Here is a 20028-nt window from a genome sequence, read left to right on the forward strand (position 1 = left end):
ACCCGCCGTCCTCTTCCGCCTCAGCGTTCCCCCGCCGCCAGCCGCGTGCGCAGCGCCGCAAGCTCGCGCGGTGGCAAGGGGGCGAGCGCAGCCGCGGGCTTGCCCTTGCGCAGCCGGGCGCGATCCTTGTCGGACGGTTCGACGCGCCGCACGCGCACCGGCACCACGCCCTGGCGATGCGCGCCGAGCGCTTCGGCGGCCCCTTTCGACAGGTCGATGATGCGCCCGCCGCCGGCGAACGGCCCGCGGTCGTTGACGCGCACGACGATCCGCCGCCCGCTGTCGAGCGCCGTCACCTCGACATAGGTCGGCAGCGGCAGCGTGGTATGCGCGGCGGTGATCCAGCCGGGACGGAATTTCTCGCCATTCGCGGTGCGGTTTCCCGATTCGCTGCCGTACCAGCTCGCATAGCCGACGGCGTCATAGGCGGGCGCGGCGGCGGGGACATAGGTCGTTCCGCGCACCGCATAGGGTTTGCCGATCCGCACCGGCGTATCGGCCACCGGGCGATATTGGCCGCCCGCGCAGGCGGACAGCGCCAGCATGGCAAGCCCCGCCCCCGCCGCGCGCAGCATCGCCTATCCCATCACCCACTGGCGCCGCGCATAGCCCTGCGCCCACAAAAGCGCGGTCAGGTCGTGGTGGCGGATCGCCGCGTCGGCGGCGGCGGCGGCGGCGGGATGCGGGTGATAACCGATCCCGAGCCCGGCCGAGGTGATCATCGGAATATCGTTCGCGCCGTCGCCGACCGCCAGCGTATCGGCGAGCGCCAGCCCGCGCGCCGCGGCCTCGGCGCGCAGCGTTTCGAGCTTGGCCGAGCTGTCGACGATCGGCTCGGCAACCTTGCAGGTCAGCTTGCCGCCGGCGATCTCCAACTCGTTCGCAACCACCTTGTCGAAACCGATCGCTTCGGCGACCGGCGCGGCAAAGGGCAGGAAACCGCCCGACACCAGCACCGACCAGGCGCCATGCGCCTTCATCGTCTGGACCAGCGTGCGCGCGCCGCGGGTCAGTCTGACCCGCTCCGCCCGGCATTCGGCGATCGTCGCCTCGGCCATGCCGCCGAGCAGCCCGACGCGCTCGATTAGCGCGGCGCGAAAATCGAGCTCGCCGCGCATCGCGCGTTCGGTGATCGCGGCGATCTGCGGCTTGATCCCGGCATAGTCCGCCAGCTCGTCGATGCATTCGACGGTGATCATCGTCGAATCCATGTCGGCGATGATCAGCTTCTTCGTCCGGTCGCCAAGCGGCTGGACGACGACGTCGAGCGCGCCATGGTCCATTTTCGCCAGTTCGGCGCGCGCGCTGACCAGACTGCCCTGAAAGAAGATGTCGGCGGCGTCGCCCTGATCGATCCAGTGCGGCGCGCCCACCTCATGTCCTGTCGCATCGAGGCGGTCGATCGCTTCGCGCACCACCTCGCCCGTCAGCTTCCCGGCTGCTATCAGCGTTGCAACGAACATGGCATCTCCTTCTTCTTCCTTCACGCACCGTCCACCGGTGGCGCTTATCGCTGGCCCCACCGCCAGCGGCAAGAGCGCATTGGCGGTCGCCCTCGCCCAGGCGCTCGGCGACGCAGAGGTCGTCAACGCCGACGCGAGTCAGGTTTATGCGGACATCCCCCTCCTCTCGGCACGGCCGGACGCGGCGGAGATGGCCGGCATCCCGCATCGCCTCTTCGGTCATGTCGATGGCGGGTCCGCCCACAATGCGGCGCGTTGGGCCGAAGAAGCGCGCCGCACCCTGTCCCACGCGCACGCCGCGGGGAAGGTTCCCATCCTCGTCGGCGGCACCGGCCTCTATCTGCGCACGCTGCTCGACGGCATCGCCCCGGTGCCCGAAATCGACCCGGAGATTCGTGAAGCGGTGCGCGCGCTGCCCGTCGCCGACGCTTATGCCGCGCTCGCCGAAGCCGATCCCGCCGCTGCCGCCCGGCTCAATCCGGCCGACACGACCCGCATCGCGCGCGCGCTCGAGGTGGTGCGCGCGACCGGCCGGACGCTCGCCGCGTGGCAACAGGACCGCAGCGGCGGCATCGCCGAGGACATCACGCTGGTGCCGCTCATCCTGTTGCCGCCGCGCGACTGGCTGCGCGAGCGCTGCGACACCCGCCTTGTGCGCATGTTCGACGGCGGCGCGATCGAAGAGGTGAGCGCGCTGCTCGCGCGCCGGCTCGACCCCGATCTCCCCGTCATGCGCGCGATCGGCGTGCCGCAGGTCGCGGCGCATGTCCGCGGCGAAACGAGCCGCGCAGAGGCGCTTGCGGCGGCACAGGCGGCGACCCGCCAATATGCGAAGCGGCAATATACCTGGTTCCGCCACCAGCCCCCCGCCGGATGGCCACGCCACGAAGAGTCATTATCCGTCGATTCAATCAATCAAATCGCAATATTATTACGTGATAGACTGTTGACAGGATAGAATCATATACCTATTGCCCGCTGCCTGCTGCGGCGCAACAAGGCCGCGGGCAGGCTGCGCCCAGCATCGGGCCGCACGAAGAAAGGAGCGCGTGTCGTGAAGGAAATGAGTGGTGCCGACATGGTGGTTCAGGCGCTGGTCGACCTCGGGGTCGATACGGTGTTCGGCTATCCGGGCGGCGCGGTGCTTCCGATCTACGACGCCCTCTTCAATCATCCCTCGATCAAGCATGTCCTCGTTCGCCACGAACAGGCCGCGACCCACGCGGCAGAGGGCTATGCGCGCTCGACCGGCAAGCCCGGCGTCGTGCTCGTCACCTCGGGGCCGGGCGCGACCAACGCCGTCACCGGCATCACCGACGCGCTGCTCGATTCGATCCCGATGGTCGTGCTGACGGGTCAGGTGCCGACGACGCTGATCGGCACCGACGCCTTTCAGGAATGCGACACGGTGGGCATCACGCGCCACTGCACCAAGCATAATTATCTGGTCATGGACCCCGACCGGCTGGGCGCCGTGATTCACGAGGCTTTCTACATCGCGACGCACGGCCGCCCCGGCCCCGTCGTCATCGACATTCCGAAGAATGTTCAGGTCGCAACGGGCAGCTACAGCGTGCCCGAAAAGATTGAGCATCAAAGCTATCGTCCGCAGGTCGAACCCGATGCCGGCGCCATCGCGCAGGCGATCGACATGATCGCCGCGGCCGAACGCCCGATCTTCTATACCGGCGGCGGCGTCATCAACGCCGGCCCCGACGCCAGCGCGGCGCTGCGCCAGCTCGTCAGCCTGACCGGCGCGCCGATCACCTCGACGCTGATGGGGCTCGGCGCCTTCCCGTCGGACGATCCCAAATGGCTCGGCATGCTCGGCATGCACGGCACCTATGAATCGAACATGGCGATGAACCGCGCCGACCTCATCATCGCGGTCGGCGCGCGCTTCGACGACCGCGTCACCGGCCGCCTCGACGCCTTCGCGCCCGAGGCGAAGAAGATCCACATCGACATCGACCGCAGCTCGATCAACAAGATCGTCCCGGTCGACATCGCGGTCGTCGGCGATGCCGGCCGCGCGCTCGATGCGCTCATCGCCGCTTGGGCCGACAAGGGCCACAAGGCGCGCGATCTTGGCGAATGGTGGCGCCGCATTGACGGGTGGCGCGCGACGCGCTGCCTCGACTTTCCCGAAAAGAAGGACGCGGGCGCCGAAATCATGCCGCAGCGTGCGGTCAAGGCGCTGTTCGACGCGACCCGCGGCCGCGATCCGATCATCACCACCGAAGTCGGCCAGCACCAGATGTGGGCGGCGCAGCATTTCGGCTTTGCCGCGCCCAACCGCTGGCTCACCTCGGGCGGGCTCGGCACGATGGGCTACGGATTCCCCGCCGCCGTCGGCGCACAAATCGCGCACCCGAACCGCTTGGTCGTCTGCATAGCGGGCGAAGCCTCGCTCCAGATGAACATTCAGGAAATGGGTACGGTCAGCCAGTACCGCCTGCCGGTGAAAATCTTCATCCTCAACAATGAATGGATGGGGATGGTCCGCCAGTGGCAGGAACTGACCTACGAAAGCCGTTATTCGAACAGCTATTCGGACAGCCTGCCCGATTTCGTGAAACTGGCCGCAGCCTATGGCTGGACCGGCCTCAGGATCGACACGCTCGGCGAGCTTGAGGACGGCATCCGGCAGATGATCGAAACGCCGGGTCCGGTGATCGTCGACTGCCGCGTCGCCAAGCTCGCCAACTGCTTCCCGATGATCCCGTCGGGCGCGGCGCACACCGACATGATACTCCAGCCGAGCGACGTCACCGGCAAAATGGACGACGAAGCGAAAGCGCTGGTGTGATGATGGCAGACACTCTTCATCCCCTCCCGCCTGCGGGAGGGGCAGCGAGGCTTGCGAACTTGTTCGCTAGCCGCAGCGGGGTGGGCACAGCCACGCCGCCTGCTCGCTGCGCTCGCACCCACCCCTCGATCCCCTCCCGCAAGCGGGAGGGGAAGGAATAACGATGAAAATCAAAACCGAAACGGGCGAGCGCCATGTCCTCGCCGTCACCGTCGATAACGAGGCGGGCATCCTGGCCAAGATCACCGGGCTGTTCTCGGCGCGCGGCTATAATATCGAAAGCCTGACCGTCGCCGACATCAGCGCCGATCATGCGCTGTCGCGGATCACCATCGTCACCTCGGGCCCGCCCGCGGTGATCGACCAGATCATCGCGCAGCTCGACCGGCTGGTGCCGGTGCATCAGGTCACCGACCTCACCGATCAGGGCGCGCATGTCGAACGCGAGATCGCGCTGGTGAAGGTCGCCGGCACCGGCGAAAAGCGCATCGAGGCGCTGCGCCTTGCCGACGTCTTCCGCGCCAAGGTCGTCGATACGACGCTGTCGAGCTTCATCTTCGAAATCACCGGCAACAGCGACAAGGTCGACCGCTTCATCGCGCTGATGCGCGAATGCGGTCTGGTCGAGGTCGGCCGCACCGGCATCGTCGCCATCGCCCGCGGGCCGGAGGCGCTCTAGAGTTCAAGCGTTGGGTTTCAACTATCGTCACCCCGGACCTGATCCGGGGTCCATTCAGAACTTCGCCGGAAACGGAGCGCCGAATGGATGCCGGATCAAGTCCGGCATGACGAACGAAAATAAGGGAAGAAGAAAATGCAGGTTTACTACGATCGCGACGCCGACCAAGATCTGATCAAGAACAAGAAGGTCGCCATCCTGGGCTACGGCAGCCAGGGCCACGCCCATGCGCAGAACCTGCGCGACAGCGGCGTCAAGGAGGTTGCGATCGCGCTGCGCCCCGGCTCGGCGACCGCGAAGAAGGCCGAAGGCGCCGGCTTCCGCGTCCTGTCGAACAAGGAAGCCGCCGCCTGGGCCGACGTCATCATGATCGCGGCGCCCGACGAGCATCAGGCAAGGATTTATTACGACGATCTCGCCGACAATCTGAAGCCCGGTGCCGCGCTCGCCTTCGCGCACGGCCTCAACGTCCATTTCGGCCTTATCGAACCGCGCGCCGACATCGACGTCTTCATGGTAGCGCCCAAGGGCCCCGGCCACACGGTGCGCAGCGAATATCAGAAGGGCGGCGGCGTTCCCTGCCTGATCGCGGTTGCACAGGAAGCATCGGGCAACAGCGGTAACGGCCACGCCAAGGCGCTCGCCCTCAGCTACGCCTCCGCCGTCGGCGGCGGCCGCAGCGGCATCATCGAAACGACCTTCAAGGAAGAGTGCGAAACCGATCTTTTCGGCGAACAGGCGGTGCTCTGCGGCGGCATCACCCATCTGATCCAGGCGGGTTTTGAAACGCTGGTCGAGGCGGGCTACGCCCCCGAAATGGCTTATTTCGAATGTCTCCACGAAACCAAGCTGATCGTCGATCTTCTCTATGAAGGCGGCATCGCGAACATGCGCTATTCGATCTCGAACACCGCCGAATATGGCGACATCAAGACGGGTCCGCGTATCATCACCGAAGAGACCAAGGCCGAAATGAAGCGCGTCCTCGCCGACATCACCTCGGGCCGCTTCGTCAAGGATTTCGTCCTCGACAACCAGGCCGGCCAGCCCGAACTCAAGGCCAGCCGCAAGGCCGCTGCAGCGCACCCGATCGAACAGACCGGCGCCCAGCTGCGCGCGATGATGCCGTGGATCGCCAAGAACAAGCTGGTCGACAAGGCAAAGAATTAAGGCACCTTGCTCCCTCCTCATGCCGTTCGTGCTGAGGAGGGACTGAGCACCGGCGAAGGCCTGTCTCGAAGCACCGCACGCTTCCGGTCCTTCGAGACGCCCCTTCGACAAGCTCAGCGGCTCCTCAGGACAAACGGAATTGGATAGCCCAATTTTCGCCGCCCACCGCGCCGATCTCGCCGTGCTCGCCGCCGACGGCCGCCGACGCGCGCTCGCGCCGCGCGCCGGGATCGATTTCGCCTCGAACGACTATCTCGCGCTTGCGGGTTCCTACGCGCTCGCCGAAGCGCTGGCGCAGGGCGCCGCGCGCGGCATTCCGGCCGGTTCGGGCGGCTCGCGGCTGCTGCGCGGCAACCATGCCGAGCATGAAGCGCTCGAGGCGCATGCGGCGCGCCACTATGGCACCGAGGCGGCGCTCTTCTTCCCCACCGGCTTCGCCGCCAACGCCGCGCTGTTCGCGACACTGCCGCAGCGCAGCGACCTGATCGTCCACGACGCGCTGATCCATGCGAGCGCGCACGACGGGATGAAACTTGGCCGCGCCGACCGCACAGCGGCTGCGCATAACGACCCGCAAGCCTTTGAAGACGCTATCCTCCGCTGGCGCGCAGGCGGCGGCACCGGCACGCCATGGATCGCGGTCGAAAGCCTCTATTCGATGGACGGCGACAGGGCTCCGCTCGCCGACCTCGCCGCTATCGCCGACCGTCACGATGCGGTGCTGATCGTCGACGAGGCGCATGCGACGGGCGTCTATGGCCCGGCAGGACAGGGGCTTGCCCACGCGCTCGCGCCGCGCGCCAATCTGATCACGCTCCACACCTGCGGCAAGGCGCTGGGCTGCGAAGGCGCGCTGCTCTGCGGCCCCGCGATCGTCCGCGATTTCCTTATCAACCGCGGCCGCCCCTTCATCTTCTCGACCGCGCCCTCGCCGCTCATGGCGTGGCTCGTCCGCCAGGCGCTCGAAATCGTCGCCGAACAGCCCGAGCGCGCGGCGCGGCTGGCGGGGCTCGTCCGCCATGCCGAAAAGCGGCTCGCGGCGCTCAGCATCGCGCCGAGCGGGAGCCAGATCATCCCCGTCGTCATCGGCGACAACGCCCGCACGATGCGGATCGCCGCCATGCTGCAGGCCGAGGGTTTCGACATCCGCGGCATCCGCCCGCCGACGGTGCCGCAAGGCACCGCACGGCTGCGCATCGCGATCACCCTCAACGTCTCGACCCGCGACATCGACGCGATGGTCGATGCGCTGTCGGCGGCGATGGCGGCGGCATGACCCGCTTCGTCGTCACCGGCACCGATACCGGCATCGGCAAGACCGTCTTTTCGGCGGCGCTCGCGGGCGCGCTCGGCCTGCCCTACTGGAAGCCGATCCAGTCGGGGCTTGAAGAGGAAACCGACAGCGAAGCCATCGCGCGCCTCGCCGGCGTTCGCGTCCATCCCGAAACCTGGCGTCTCGTCACCCCCGCCTCGCCGCACCTTGCCGCCGAAATCGACGGCGTGACCATCGACGCCGACGCGCTCGTCCCGCCGCCCGGCGACCTGTTGATCGAAGGCGCGGGCGGCGCGCTCGTCCCCGTCACCCGCACGTTGCTCTACGCCGACCTGTTCGCGCGCTGGCAGATTCCGGTGATCGTCTGCGCGCGCACCGCGCTCGGCACGATCAACCACAGCCTGCTGACGATCGAAGCCCTCAAGGCCCGCCACGTCCCCATCCACGGCATCGCCTTCGTCGGCGAGGCCGCCCCCGACAGCGAAGCGATCATCGCGGCCCTATCGGGCGCAAAGCGCCTTGGCCGCCTCCCCCACCTCGACCCTCTGACCCCCGAGGCGCTCGCAGCCGCATTCGCGGCCAATTTCGACCTGACGGACTTCCAATAGACATTCGTCATCCCGGCGAAGGCCGGGATCCCGACTTCGAATTGTGACGCACCGACGAGATCCCGGCCTTCGCCGGGATGACGATATACTGTAGGGCGGCCCCATGAACCTCGACCATCGATCCCCCGTCTGGCACCCCTTCACCCAGCACGGCCTCGGCGAGCCGATCCCGCTGATCGACCGCGCCCGCGGCGCGCGCCTCTATGACAGCGACGGCAACAGCTGGATCGACGCGATCTCGAGCTGGTGGGTGACGACGCACGGCCATGCGCACCCGCAAATCATGGCTGCGATCCGGGCCCAGACCGAAAAGCTCGACCAGCTCATCTTCGCGGGCTGGACGCACGAGCCCGCCGAAAGCCTCGCCGCCGAACTGATCCGCATCACCCCCGCCCCGCTCACCCGCGTCTTCTTTTCGGACTCGGGGTCGACCAGCGTCGAGGTCGCGCTCAAGATGGCGCTCGGCTACTGGTTCAACATCGGCGAGGCGCGCAGCCGCGTTCTCGTCCTCGACCACAGCTATCATGGCGACACCATCGGCACGATGTCGGTCGGCGAGCGCGGCGTCTACAACCGCGCGTGGCAACCTTTGCTGTTCGACGTCGACTCCATCCCCTTCCCCCATGACGGCAAGGAGCAGGTCACGCTCGACGCACTCGAAGCCGCTTGCCTGCAAAAACCCGCCGCCTTCATCGTCGAACCGCTGATCCTCGGCGCCGGCGGCATGCTGATCTATCCCGCATGGGTGCTCGCCGAGATGCGCGCCATCTGCGCCGCGCACGGCGTGCTCTTCATCGCCGACGAGGTGATGACCGGCTGGGGCCGCACCGGCACGCGCTTCGCCTGCGACCAGGCGGGGGTGATCCCCGACATCGTCTGCCTGTCGAAAGGCCTCACCGGCGGTGCGATGCCGCTCGCGGTGACGCTGTGCAGCGAAGCGATATTCCAGGCGCATTATTCGCCCGATCGCGCGAAGACCTTCTATCATTCGTCGAGCTACACGGCGAACCCCATCGCCTGCGCCGCCGCCAACGCCAATCTCGCTATCTGGCGCGACGAACCGGTGCAGCAGCGCATCGACGCGCTCGCCGATGCCCAGGCCGCGCATCTCGCGATGCTGGCCACCGATCCGCGCATCGCCAATCCGCGCCGCCTCGGCACCATCGCCGCGCTCGATCTCGTGGTTGCCGATGCGGGCTATCTTTCGGCGCTCGCTCCCCGCCTCACCGCCTTCTACCGCGATCGCGGCGTGCTGCTGCGCCCGCTCGGCAACAGCGTCTATGTCATGCCGCCCTATTGCACCGGCGCCGACGAACTCGCTGAAATATGGGCCGCCATCGCCGCGTCGCTCGACATCGCCTGAGCCCGGTTCGGCTGGCGTTCATCTTCGCGCGCCTATTGCGGATACGGGGATGGTCAGAGGGAACGCCATGTCGATTTCAACCGCCGCCCCGTCGCTGTTGTTCGCCGCCGCCATGCTGCTGGCCCCGCTACCCGCCGCCGCGCAGGACGATAGCCTCGTACAGCACAGCGAACCGCCTGAACGCATCTCCTTTCTCGTCACCTATGGCGACGACCATTGTCCGGTCGCCGAGGGTGAGGAGATCGTCGTCTGCGCCCAGCGCCCCGAATCGGACCGCTACCGCGTGCCGAAGGAGTTGCGCGGAAAGGATGACGACACGTCGGTCGGCGGCAGCGCGTGGGGCGCCCGCGTCGAGGATTATGACAATATCGCCCGCCTGACGCGCCCCGACAGTTGCTCGGTCATCGGCTCCTACGGCTTTACCGGCTGCACCGCGGCGATGCTGCGCCAATGGTTTGCGGAGCGCCGCGCCGCGGGGCAATAGCGCCCGACTCCCGATTTGCGCCGCGCCGCGATTTTGCCTAACCCCTTGGCTTCCGGCTTCGCCGCCTTGCCGGCGCGGCCGTTCGCGGGGGGCGGAATATGCGGCGGATGCGGGCGATGCTGGCGGGGATATGGGCGGCGTTCTGGCTCGTCGCCGCGCTTCCGACCGCGGCGCAGATCGCCCCCGACCTGTCACCCGCGACCGCCGAAAAGGTCGCCGAAAACGACCGCAAGGAACTGGCGGCCGATCTCACCGACCGCGCCGCCATCTCCGAACGCACGCTCAAGCTGATCGCCGCTGACCGCGGCGAAAACAGCGCCCCCTATCTCGCCAAGCTGCTCGTCCACGCGAACAATCTCAGCTGGGCGCACCGGGCACCCGAATCGCGGCAGGCGCTCGTGCGCGCGGTCGAAATCGCCACCGCGCTGTACGGAGCGGGCACCTATGCGACAGCCGACGTCGAACGCCAATATGCGCTCGCGCTGCGCATCAACGGCTACCGCGAAGAGGCGATCGAGCCCTTCTCCCATTATGTCCATGCGCTGACCGAGGAAGCCTATGGCTGCGGCCGCCGCGTCCCCGGCATGGTGATGGGCTGCGCGCGCGACGATACCGACCTCGGCGATACGCTGCTCGAATATGGACAGATGCTCAATGACTTCGGGCGCGCCAGCGAAGCCGTCACCGCATTCGATGCCGTCATCGCGCGCTTCGAACCGCGCTGGGCGGGGTGTGAGAGCCCGGCGTGGGGCACGCGCTGCGACCAGGCGCGCGACAAGCGCGCCGACATGCTGTCGAGCTATGCGGCGCTGCTTGCCCTCGTCGGCCGCGCCGACGACGCCGGGGCGCTGCGCAAACGGCTTTTCGACGACAGCCTCGCCGCGATCGAGGCCTGTGCCGGCGACGATTGCGAAGGCCCCGATTTCCGCCTCGTGCGCCGCTATTACGACTATCGCGCCGCGCTTGCGGGCGCGCACCGCCCCGACGACGCACTCGCCCTCGACGAACGCATCCTCGCGATCCTGGTCGCCAGCCCGCATTATACGAAGGGCAAGGCGGGCAGCGGCGAATATTTCGACAAGGATATGGTCAATGATGTGACCGGCATCGCCGAAGCCTATGCCAAGGCGGCGGTCGCCGCGGGCAAGGCCGACCGCGCGCGCGACCAGCTCGCCCGCTACGGTTTCGGCGCGCTCGTCGGCACCCAGCTCGCCGGGGTCGATTTCGACGCCGAGCAAAAGGCGATCGAGGCCGAGAGGCGCACCCTGTCGAGCTATGGCGACGAGGCCGAACGCATCGCCAACAGCCGCCGCAAGGTGGCGCTGTTCGCCGGTCATTATGGCAAGGACAGCGACGAATATGCCAAGGCGCTGCGCGATCTGGCCTGGGATCTCGACGACCTGCCCGCCAATGACGCCGAAGCCGAAGCCGTTTACCGCGAGGCGCTGGCCGTCGAGCGCAAGGCGTTCGGCGCGGGCGACTTCCGTACCCTTCACGCGCTCGACAATCTGACCACCTTCCTCAAGAAGCGCGACCGCAGCGCCGCCGCGATCGCCGTGCTGGCCGATGTGCTGGGCGATCCCGCCAACGACCATGTCGCCCTCTATCTCGACCCCGACCGGCGCTCGGCGCGGCGCGGCAGCTTCGGCGATCCCGACGACACGCTCAACGCGCTCAAGGCCGATCTTTCCGAACTGCTGCTGCGCGCCGGCGGCGACCCGGCGCTGGCGCTCGCCGCCGCGCGCCATGCCGCGCTGGGCATGACCAGTTTCCGCGACGCGCTCGGCTTCGACCGTTTCGACGAAATGAAGCTCGACTGGGTGACCGCCGATCCTTGGGCATGGCTCGGCGAACGGCGCTACGCCGACTATTTCCTGCTTTATGCCGACGCTCTGTGGGCAAAGGGCGCGCACGACGGCGCCGCCGCCGAACAGGCATTTGCGGCGCTGCAGGATGCGATGGCGGGCACGACCAGCCGCGCCGTCGCGCGCGCCGCCGCCGAACGCGCCGCGGCCCGCGCCTCGGTTTCGCCGCTCGTCGAAGAACGGCGCCAGATCGACACGGAGATCGCGGCGCTCAACACGAAGCTCGAAACGCTCCCCGACGACCCGGCCGAACGCCAGCGTCAATTTTCGGCGCTGCAATCCGAAATCGCGCGCAAGGACGATCGCCGGGCGCAGGTCGATGCCGCGATCGCCGCGGCGACCCCCGACTATTTCGCGCTGATCCGGCCGCGTCCGCTCGGCATGGCAGAGGCGCAGGCGCTGCTCGCGCCCGACGAAGCCTTCGTCATGCTCGTGCCGTCCGAATTTGGCACCCATGTCCTGCTCGTCACCCATGACAAGCTGCGCTGGAACCGCGCCGACATGCCCGCGTCAGAGGTCAACGCGCATGTTCGCCGCCTGCTGTGGGACGTCGGCGCCAGCATCGACGTGACGCCCGAAGAGGATGCGAAATGGTCGGCCGAGGGCGAAGGCGATTTTCCCTTCGATCGTGGCACCGCCTGGCTGCTCTACGACCGGCTGCTCGCGCCCTTCGCCGCCGATCTTGCGGGCAAGCGCCATCTTTTCACCGCCGCCACGGGGTCGCTTTCCTCGCTGCCGCTCGGCATTCTCGTCACCGAAAAGCCTACCGGCGCCGATGGCGATCCTGCGGTACTGCGCGCGACCAAATGGCTCGCCGACGGCCCCGCGCTGCTTCAGCTTCCTTCGCTCCAGTCGCTGCAATTGCTGCGCGCGGTCGCGGCGCGCGGCGATGGCCAGGCGGGCACGCGCATGGTCGGCTTCGGCGATCCGGTGCTCGAGGGTCAGGCGGCCGCGCGCGGCATCGCCGGCGCCCGCGCGCGCGGCACGCGGAGCAGCGGACTGCCCGTCACCGCCGGGCTGCAACCCGCGATCGGCGATGCGCCGCCGCTCGCCGATCCCGCGGCGCTGCGCCGCCTCGCCCGGCTGCCGGGGACCGAGGCCGAATTGAAGGCGATGCAGGCGCTGCTCGGCGCCGATGCCGCGCGCCTCTATCTCGCCGGCACCGCGACCGAAACCAATCTCAAGCGCAGCGATCTAGACCATCTCTCGGTGCTGTTCCTCGCCACCCACGGGCTGATCGCGGGCGAGGTGAAGGGGCTTGCCGAACCCGGGCTCGTCTTCACCCCGCCCGCCACCGCGACCCCGCTCGACGACGGGCTGCTCACCGCCTCCGAAGTCGCGGGGCTGCACCTCGGCGCGCGCTGGGTCGTGCTGTCGGCGTGCAACACCGCCTCGGGCGACGGCAGCGAAGGGGCGCCGGGGCTGTCGGGACTGGCGCGCGCCTTTTTCTTCGCCGGCGCCGAAAGCCTGCTCGCCTCGCACTGGCCGGTACGCGACGACGTCGCCTCGGTGCTCACCGTGCGCTTGTTCGAACTGATGCAAAAGAATCCCGGCCTCTCGCGCGCCGAGGCGTTGCAGCGCGCAATGCGCGATATCCGCAACGATCCGCGCGCCGACGATTTCCTCAAAAGCTGGTCGCACCCCAGTGCGTGGGCGCCCTTCTCGCTGATCGGCGACGGGATCGACTGAGCGGACGAAACGCTGCGTTTCCGGGCAGCGCGATTGACGGCGCCGCGCGCCCTCGCCTAGCATCACGCCTCCCCAACAGGAGGCTCCCGCTCATGCGCCGTATCGCATCGCTCACCACGCTTTTCGCTCTCGCCGTCGTTGCCGTTCCCGTCGTCGTCGCGCAGGCGCCCAGCGCCCCCGGCGCGCCGGACAAGAGCCGCGTTACCGCCGGCACCTACGCCGCCGATCCGGCGCACACGATGGTCGTGTGGCGCGTCGATCACCTCGGCTTCAGCAACTATACCGGCATCTTCGGCGACGTGACCGGCACCCTCTTGCTCGATCCCGCCAACCCCGCCGCCGCAAAGGTCGACGTCACCATCCCGGTGTCGAAGGTCACCACCGCCAGCGCCGGCTTGACCGGGCATCTGCTGCGCGCGGGCAAGGACGGCGGCAAGCCCGACTTCTTCGGCCCCGCCCCTGCCGACGCCCGCTTCGTCTCGACCGCGGTCGTCCTCGACGACAACGGGACCGAGGCAAAGGTCACCGGCAACCTTACGCTCAATGGCGTTACCCGCCCCGTCACCCTCGACGTCGAATTTCACGGCGCGGGCATGGGGATGAGCAAAAAGGAAACCGTCGGCTTCGAAGCCGAAACGACGATCAAGCGCAGCGACTTCGGCGTCCTCTACGGCATCCCCTTCGTCAGCGACGAGGTGAAGCTCGACATCCACGCCGCCTTCGAAAAACAGTGACGCGTCAATCTGTCACACAGTGCCGCTAGCCAGGGGGCGGGGTCCGGTTGGGGCCCCGCCCTTTTCGCAGGAGTCGGCACGATGAGCGAACTGGTACGCGAAATAGTCGAGGTGGCCGCCATGGTCGGCGGCGATGCGGACGATCCGCTGCTGATTGTCGAGGCCGACGGCCTCGCCCCCACCGCCGGATGGACGCATGTCCGGCTCGAACCCCATGTCTACATCACCCCGCCCGACGACGGGGTGCAGGACTTCGACCTTGTCGGCGATCGCCCGGCGGGCAGCGCCGCCGACGCCCTCGCCCCGGTCGAGGCGGGCTGGGAAGGCCCGCTCGCCGACTGGCTCATCGGCGTGCGCATCTACGCCGCCGACAATATGGTCGAGGAGGAAGTCTTCGAATTCGACGATGATTTCGACGACGACGACGACGACGACGCCCGCGATCCCGCCGAAGGCCACGTGCGCGACAACGAAGACGCCTGAGGGGGGCAACGCCCTCCCCCACCCCTAACCCCACCCTGCGCCGGGCCGCCGCCCATCCTCCCGGATGGCGGTTCGGCGACATTTTCGCACGTTCCCCTTGCCAAGCGCGACATTATGCATCATGGGGGCGCCATGCGCGGCAACGCTCTTCTTCTTCTGCGACTTACACGCCCTTGGGCGTGACACTGGCTGCGCGCTAGTCGCGGCCACCCGCTCAAGGGTCCGATCGACACAGCCAGCCAATCCCAGCAGAAGAAGTTCCCTCCCATGACCATGCTCCGCGACCCTTCGGTCAAATATCGCCCCTTTCCGCAGATTCCGCTGACCGATCGCCAATGGCCGTCGCGCACGATCACGCGCGCGCCGATCTGGCTGTCGACCGATCTGCGCGACGGCAACCAGTCGCTGATCGATCCGATGGATGCCGAGAAAAAGACGCGCTTCTTCGACCTGCTCGTGCGCTGCGGGCTGAAGGAGATAGAGGTCGGCTTCCCCGCATCGGGCGCGACCGATTTCGACTATATCCAGAACCTCGTCCGCTCGGGCCGCATCCCCGATGACGTCACGCCGCAGGTGCTGACGCAGAGCCGCGCCGACCTCATCCGCACCAGCTTCGACAGCCTGGCGGGCGCGAAAACCGCGATCGTCCACGTCTACAACGCCGTCGCGCCCGCGTGGCGCAAGATCGTCTTCGGCATGGACAAGGCCGATATCAAGGCGATAGCGGTCGAGGGTGCGAAGCAGCTGCGCGACAATGCGGCGCGCCTGCCCGATACCGACTGGCGCTTCGAATATAGCCCCGAATGTTTCTCGACGACCGAGATCGATTTCTCGATCGAGGTCTGCGCCGCGGTGATGGACATTCTCCAGCCCACCGCCGACAAGCCGATCATCCTCAACCTGCCCGCGACGGTCGAGGCGGCGACCCCCAATATCTACGCCGACCAGATCGAATATTTCGGCAAGCATCTGCCGAACCGCGACGCCGCGCTGATCAGCCTGCACACGCACAACGACCGCGGCACCGGCGTCGCCGCGGCCGAGCTCGGCCTGCTCGCCGGCGCCGACCGCGTCGAAGGCTGCCTGTTCGGCAATGGCGAGCGCACCGGCAACACCTGCCTCGTCACCATCGCGCTCAACATGTATACGCAGGGCGTCGATCCCGAACTCGATTTCTCGGACATCGATCAGGTCATCCAGACGGTCGAATATTGCAACAATATCCCCGTCCACCCGCGCCACCCCTATGGCGGCGATCTGGTCTACACCGCCTTTTCGGGCAGCCATCAGGACGCGATCAAGAAGGGCTTCGCCGCGCGCGAACGCCAGAATGACGAAGCGTGGGAGGTGCCCTATCTGCCCATCGACCCCGCCGACCTGGGGCGCAGCTACGAAGCGGTGATCCGCGTCAACAGCCAGTCGGGCAAGGGCGGCGTCGCCTGGGTGCTCGAACAGGACAAGGGGCTGAAACTGCCCAAAAAGATGCAGGCCAGCTTCAGCCACGTCGTCCAGGCGCTCGCCGACGAAACGAGCCGCGAACTCGCCGCCGACGACATCTGGCAGGCGTTCGAACGCGCCTATCTCGCCACCGAAGGCAAACGCTTCCAGCTCGTCGACTGGTCCGAAACACACAGCGGCGCCGACCGCATCTTCGCCGGCAAGCTGACCATCGACGGCGCCGAACGCAGCGTCAGCGGCCGCGGCAACGGCCTGATGAGCAGCGTCATCGCCGCGCTCGCCGAGAGCGGCGGCCCGCTGATGGACATCGTCGATTATAGCGAGCACGCGATCGGCCAGGGCAGCAATGTGCAGGCCGCGGCGTACGTGGAGTGCCGTACGGCGGACGGGAAAAGCCTGTTCGGCTGCGGGCTGGATACCGACGTCGCGACCGCGAGCGTGCGGGCGATCCTTAGCGCAGCCAACGGCGCCTGAACCATCCTCCATGTGGCGCAGCCATGGGGAGGTGGCAGCGCGAAGCGCTGACGGAGGGGCCAAACGCGCACCGTCGCCGCCCCTCCACCGCTTCGCGGTCCCCCTCCCCATCGCTACGCGACAGGGAGGATTGGCATACTCAAATCCTCCCTGTGGCCGAAGGCCATGGGGAGGGGGACCGCTCGCGTAGCGAGTGGTGGAGGGGCCACTAGCGCGACGCCAAAATCAACCGAACCAACCCATCCACAACCGCATCGACATCCTTCAACACATCCGAAGCGGCGATGCGCACCACAACAAGCCCCTGCTCCCGCAACCAGTCATCGCGCAAAGCGTCGCGCTCCGGCCTGTCGCCCCGGTCATGCGCCACCCCGTCCACCTCGACGATCAACCGCGCGTCCGGCGCATAGAAATCGGCCACATAGCGCCCCACCGGATGCTGCCGCCGAAACTTCACCCCGCAAGGCCGCAAACGCAGCCGCTGCCACAGCAACACCTCCGGCGGCGACAAAGCCCGCCGCAACCCCCGCGCGATCTTCACTGTAGCCTTGGAAGTCGACCGCATCCCAACACTCCCAACCCAATCCTCCCTGTGGCCGAAAGGCCATGGGGAGGTGGCAGCCGCAAGGCGGCTGACGGAGGGGCAAAAACGCGGGCGCCGCCGCCCCTCCACCACCCTACGGGCGGTCCCCCTCACCATGCCTACGGCACAGGGAGGATTTCAGAAAGCCGAACCCCCGCCAAAACGGACCACCCAAATCCTCCCCGTCGCAAAGCGATGGGGAGGGGGATCGCTCGCGCAGCGAGTGGTGGAGGGGCATGCAAAACACACCAACCAAACGCTATTTGGGATCAGTGGTATGCCCCGTGCCGTACTCGACCGAGGAAGTGTCAATTTCTATGCCGGGAGAATTGGTCACAAAATTGGAATAGGATGCATCGCGATCTCTCCAAAGCCACCCGCCATAAGCCAATCCCGCAACTAAGAATAAGTAAGGCAAACCGCGCACCGGATCAATTTCAGCGTGCGCCGCTTTTATTCCAGGAAGAATGCGTTCGACGAAGTGATATAAGATTACGAGAACAAGTATTCCCCATCCTAATGCTGCCTGTACCCTAAGATGAGTTATCATTTTATTATTTTTGCTTCGATGCATTCCAAAATAGTATTGGATATTTTTTAAATCAGAAATTTCCAGAAACTGCCTCTCTATATTAGAGATTATTGCCAAGTTTCTATTATACCAATATCCTGCATCAAGCATGTGCGCAAAAAGCCAAAAGCATAATATGACAATAATTGAAGTTGCAATATCAATAGAAATGACGTTTTTTTCTACTAAAGAGAAAATCGCAAATGCACCAACCACCACACCGACGGATTGCCATATAACAGTGATGTGCCGATTTATGTCCGAAAACATCTGATTATACATTTCAATCAAAAACGTCCGGCGATCGTCCATTGCGCTCCTCCGTCAACTTATCCCTGCCTCAGGCTCATAATCTGCCCACAGCCGAGTGATGTTTGAAAACGAATCTCGTAGGCAAACTTCATAACCCCCTTTGGGGTGCGGACGAAATTTGTCTCCATCAAAATAGTCTCCAAATCTCGCGTCGAGCGTAAAGCGATTACAATCAAATGAAACGACCGGCATTTGATTAGCTAGGCCTCGTTGAACATCGGGGCGGCCGCCGAGCAGATGGACTGGCCGACAGAAATCTTCAGGCGGCAACTGCGTCCCTCCGTATTTAGTCGGCACGCTGTAGCCGAGCAAAAAATCTGCCGGAATAAGCTGGCTAATCCGTCCCTTCATTTTCAAATCTTTTGGTACGACGATTACATGCTCAGAAAATTTTTTGAGCATTTCAGCCTCTTTCAAAATTCCGGTCAGTTCCGAGATGCATTCGATGTCACGCGCAACCGTAACGAAAGGGCAGGCAAGCTCCGCAGCTTCGATATGCTTCTTGAAATTATAGCTCTTCCAATGGATATCGAGAAATCCGCGGCGTTCGAAGGTGACATCCCTTACGTCTCGTAAATTGGTATAGCGCGCACCGGGACGCCAACCGAACTCGTCCGCTATTCTAATCACCTTCCGACCGTGAGCAACAAACTTCAAAACTGCACGCGACAATTTGAACCCTCCAAATCGCAACACGACGCACTTGTTGCCAAAATTTGCCTACAAACGCAAAACTCCATGAGAACCCCTTTCCTACAATTCTCCCATATGGTTCATTCTGCCAGTTTCACTTAACCGAAAGGATGAATCGATGGACGACTCCCCTTACGATCCCGCGCATTTCCCCGCCCCCGCCAGCTACCACTGGACACCCCGTCTCCAGCGCGACTTTCTGGAGGCGTTCGCCACCAACGGGTCGGTGAAGATTTCGGCGGCGAAGGTCGGCATGTCGCCGTCCGCCGTCTATCAGCTCAAACAGCGGCCCGAGGGGGCAGCGTTTCGGATCGGCTGCGCGGCGGCGGTGCTGATAGCGCGGACGCGGCTCGCCGACGAGCTGCTCGACCGCGCGATCTGGGGGCATGACGAGACCACCGAACTGCAACGCGAGGACGGCCGCAGCTTCGTCAAGCGCCGCCGCATCGACAGCCGCCTTGGCCTCGCGATGCTCGCGCGGCTCGACCGCATGGTCGAAACGCGGGCGCGCGCGGGCGAGGAGATGCTGGCACAGATCGTCGCGGGCGACTGGCCGGGCTTTCTGATGCTGTTCGACGCCGCCGAAGCCGCGCGCGCCGCCGAAACCGCTCCCGACAGCGAAACGCCCGCCGCCGAAACCTGCGCCACCGACGCCCCCGCCGGCCTCGCCGCCGCGCTCGCGCTCTGGCTCGCGGGCCGCGACAACAACGCCAATCCGCTCGCCGCGCTGTGGCGCGGCAGCGAAATCGCGAATGAAGTTGCACAGATTTCCGCCGATTTTGGCGAAGAGCCCGAAAGCGCCGAAACGCCCGAAGAGGCGGCCGCCGCGATGACCGTCTGGTTCGACGATCATGCCGACGATTGGCGCACCGACTTTCCGCCGCCCGACGATTTTTACGGCGAAGAAGAGGGCCAGTTCGGCGACCCCGCCTATGCCCGCGCGCTCGACGATGACGAACTCGAACGCTACGAAGTGCTGCGCGATGCCGAGACCGCGCCGCTGCGCCTCGCCGGAGAGGCCGCGCGCCGCGCCTTCTTTTGCCTGCCCGCCCCCGCGAACGACCGCGCGGCCTGTCCTGCCTCCGCCGCCGGACGCGCGGCGCAGGGCACGTAAAACGGCGCTGCGCGGCTGAATAAAGGCGAATATTGCGGCGATCGTGGACAATAGAATGGCGCGTTTCGCCTATATTTCGCCGGCTCGGCGTGACTTAAAATCGGCGGCCTTTGCGGCGCGCAATTTTACCGCCATTTGCGCGGCACCTTGACTTTTCGGGAACAATCCTCCATATCGGCCTCGCTAACGTCGCCTGCGACGGA

The 20028-nt window shown here is 66.1% G+C and carries 18 protein-coding genes; 13 read left to right on the forward strand and 5 right to left on the reverse strand.

Annotation, left to right across the window (positions count from 1 at the left end; translation table 11 throughout):
- Window positions 1-20 precede the first annotated feature (20 nt).
- Together EBMC1_RS12880 and serB are read right to left on the reverse strand one after the other, a co-directional pair.
- Complete coding sequence (locus EBMC1_RS12880; protein ID WP_003047516.1) at window positions 21-575, reverse strand: septal ring lytic transglycosylase RlpA family protein; 555 nt, start codon at window positions 573-575, stop codon at window positions 21-23.
- Between the two features lie 3 nt (window positions 576-578).
- Entirely contained in the window at window positions 579-1463 is an 885-nt protein-coding gene (gene serB, locus EBMC1_RS12885) for a phosphoserine phosphatase SerB (protein WP_003047518.1), read from the reverse strand.
- Here serB and miaA point away from each other — a divergent pair.
- The 12 genes from miaA (at window position 1462) to leuA (ending at window position 16552) form a co-directional block, all read left to right on the forward strand.
- Window positions 1462-2421 carry a tRNA (adenosine(37)-N6)-dimethylallyltransferase MiaA gene (gene miaA, locus EBMC1_RS12890; RefSeq protein ID WP_040590294.1) on the forward strand — a complete coding sequence of 320 codons (960 nt, stop codon included), beginning with the start codon at window positions 1462-1464 and terminating at the stop codon, window positions 2419-2421. The genes serB and miaA overlap by 2 nt on opposite strands.
- 96 nt (window positions 2422-2517) lie before the next feature.
- Window positions 2518-4272 carry a biosynthetic-type acetolactate synthase large subunit gene (gene ilvB, locus EBMC1_RS12895; protein WP_040590295.1) on the forward strand — a complete coding sequence of 585 codons (1755 nt, stop codon included), beginning with the start codon at window positions 2518-2520 and terminating at the stop codon, window positions 4270-4272.
- Between the two features lie 163 nt (window positions 4273-4435).
- A complete protein-coding gene (ilvN, locus tag EBMC1_RS12900; protein WP_003047528.1) occupies window positions 4436-4951 on the forward strand; it encodes an acetolactate synthase small subunit in 516 nt (171 codons plus the stop codon).
- Window positions 4952-5086: 135 nt separating this feature from the next.
- Entirely contained in the window at window positions 5087-6121 is a 1035-nt protein-coding gene (gene ilvC / locus EBMC1_RS12905; protein WP_003047531.1) for a ketol-acid reductoisomerase, read from the forward strand.
- A gap of 139 nt (window positions 6122-6260) precedes the next feature.
- Complete coding sequence (locus EBMC1_RS12910; RefSeq protein WP_003047534.1) at window positions 6261-7397, forward strand: 8-amino-7-oxononanoate synthase; 1137 nt, start codon at window positions 6261-6263, stop codon at window positions 7395-7397.
- Entirely contained in the window at window positions 7394-8002 is a 609-nt protein-coding gene (gene bioD / locus EBMC1_RS12915; RefSeq protein WP_003047537.1) for a dethiobiotin synthase, read from the forward strand. Before EBMC1_RS12910 ends, bioD begins: the two co-directional genes overlap by 4 nt.
- A 103-nt stretch (window positions 8003-8105) precedes the next feature.
- Window positions 8106-9365, forward strand: a complete 1260-nt coding sequence (locus EBMC1_RS12920) for an adenosylmethionine--8-amino-7-oxononanoate transaminase (RefSeq protein WP_003047539.1) — start codon at window positions 8106-8108, stop codon at window positions 9363-9365.
- 67 nt (window positions 9366-9432) lie between these two features.
- Window positions 9433-9849, forward strand: a complete 417-nt coding sequence (locus EBMC1_RS12925) for a hypothetical protein (RefSeq protein WP_003047547.1) — start codon at window positions 9433-9435, stop codon at window positions 9847-9849.
- A gap of 98 nt (window positions 9850-9947) precedes the next feature.
- Entirely contained in the window at window positions 9948-13403 is a 3456-nt protein-coding gene (locus EBMC1_RS17910; RefSeq protein ID WP_081611202.1) for a CHAT domain-containing protein, read from the forward strand.
- 92 nt (window positions 13404-13495) lie between these two features.
- On the forward strand, window positions 13496-14137 hold the full coding sequence (locus EBMC1_RS12935; protein WP_003047554.1) for a YceI family protein: 642 nt from the start codon (window positions 13496-13498) through the stop codon (window positions 14135-14137).
- A gap of 81 nt (window positions 14138-14218) precedes the next feature.
- On the forward strand, window positions 14219-14620 hold the full coding sequence (locus EBMC1_RS12940) for a hypothetical protein (protein ID WP_003047557.1): 402 nt from the start codon (window positions 14219-14221) through the stop codon (window positions 14618-14620).
- A 273-nt stretch (window positions 14621-14893) separates the two neighbouring features.
- Window positions 14894-16552: a 2-isopropylmalate synthase gene (gene leuA, locus EBMC1_RS12945; RefSeq protein ID WP_040590327.1), complete on the forward strand. Its 1659-nt coding sequence runs from the start codon at window positions 14894-14896 to the stop codon at window positions 16550-16552.
- A gap of 208 nt (window positions 16553-16760) precedes the next feature.
- Here leuA and EBMC1_RS12950 read toward each other — a convergent pair whose 3' ends face one another.
- The 3 genes from EBMC1_RS12950 to EBMC1_RS18460 form a co-directional block, all read right to left on the reverse strand.
- Window positions 16761-17117 carry an endonuclease domain-containing protein gene (locus EBMC1_RS12950; protein WP_003047562.1) on the reverse strand — a complete coding sequence of 119 codons (357 nt, stop codon included), beginning with the start codon at window positions 17115-17117 and terminating at the stop codon, window positions 16761-16763.
- Window positions 17118-17394: 277 nt separating this feature from the next.
- Window positions 17395-18018, reverse strand: coding sequence for a hypothetical protein (locus EBMC1_RS18455; protein ID WP_156001231.1), 624 nt, complete (start codon window positions 18016-18018; stop codon window positions 17395-17397).
- Between the two features lie 12 nt (window positions 18019-18030).
- Window positions 18031-18675, reverse strand: coding sequence for a DUF6610 family protein (locus EBMC1_RS18460; RefSeq protein WP_156001235.1), 645 nt, complete (start codon window positions 18673-18675; stop codon window positions 18031-18033).
- Window positions 18676-18829: 154 nt separating this feature from the next.
- Here EBMC1_RS18460 and EBMC1_RS12960 point away from each other — a divergent pair, with 154 nt between their 5' ends.
- Window positions 18830-19825: a hypothetical protein gene (locus tag EBMC1_RS12960; RefSeq protein WP_003047569.1), complete on the forward strand. Its 996-nt coding sequence runs from the start codon at window positions 18830-18832 to the stop codon at window positions 19823-19825.
- Window positions 19826-20028: the final 203 nt, after the last annotated feature.

Source organism: Sphingopyxis sp. MC1, from assembly GCF_000371385.1.
Taxonomy (GTDB): domain Bacteria; phylum Pseudomonadota; class Alphaproteobacteria; order Sphingomonadales; family Sphingomonadaceae; genus Sphingopyxis; species Sphingopyxis terrae.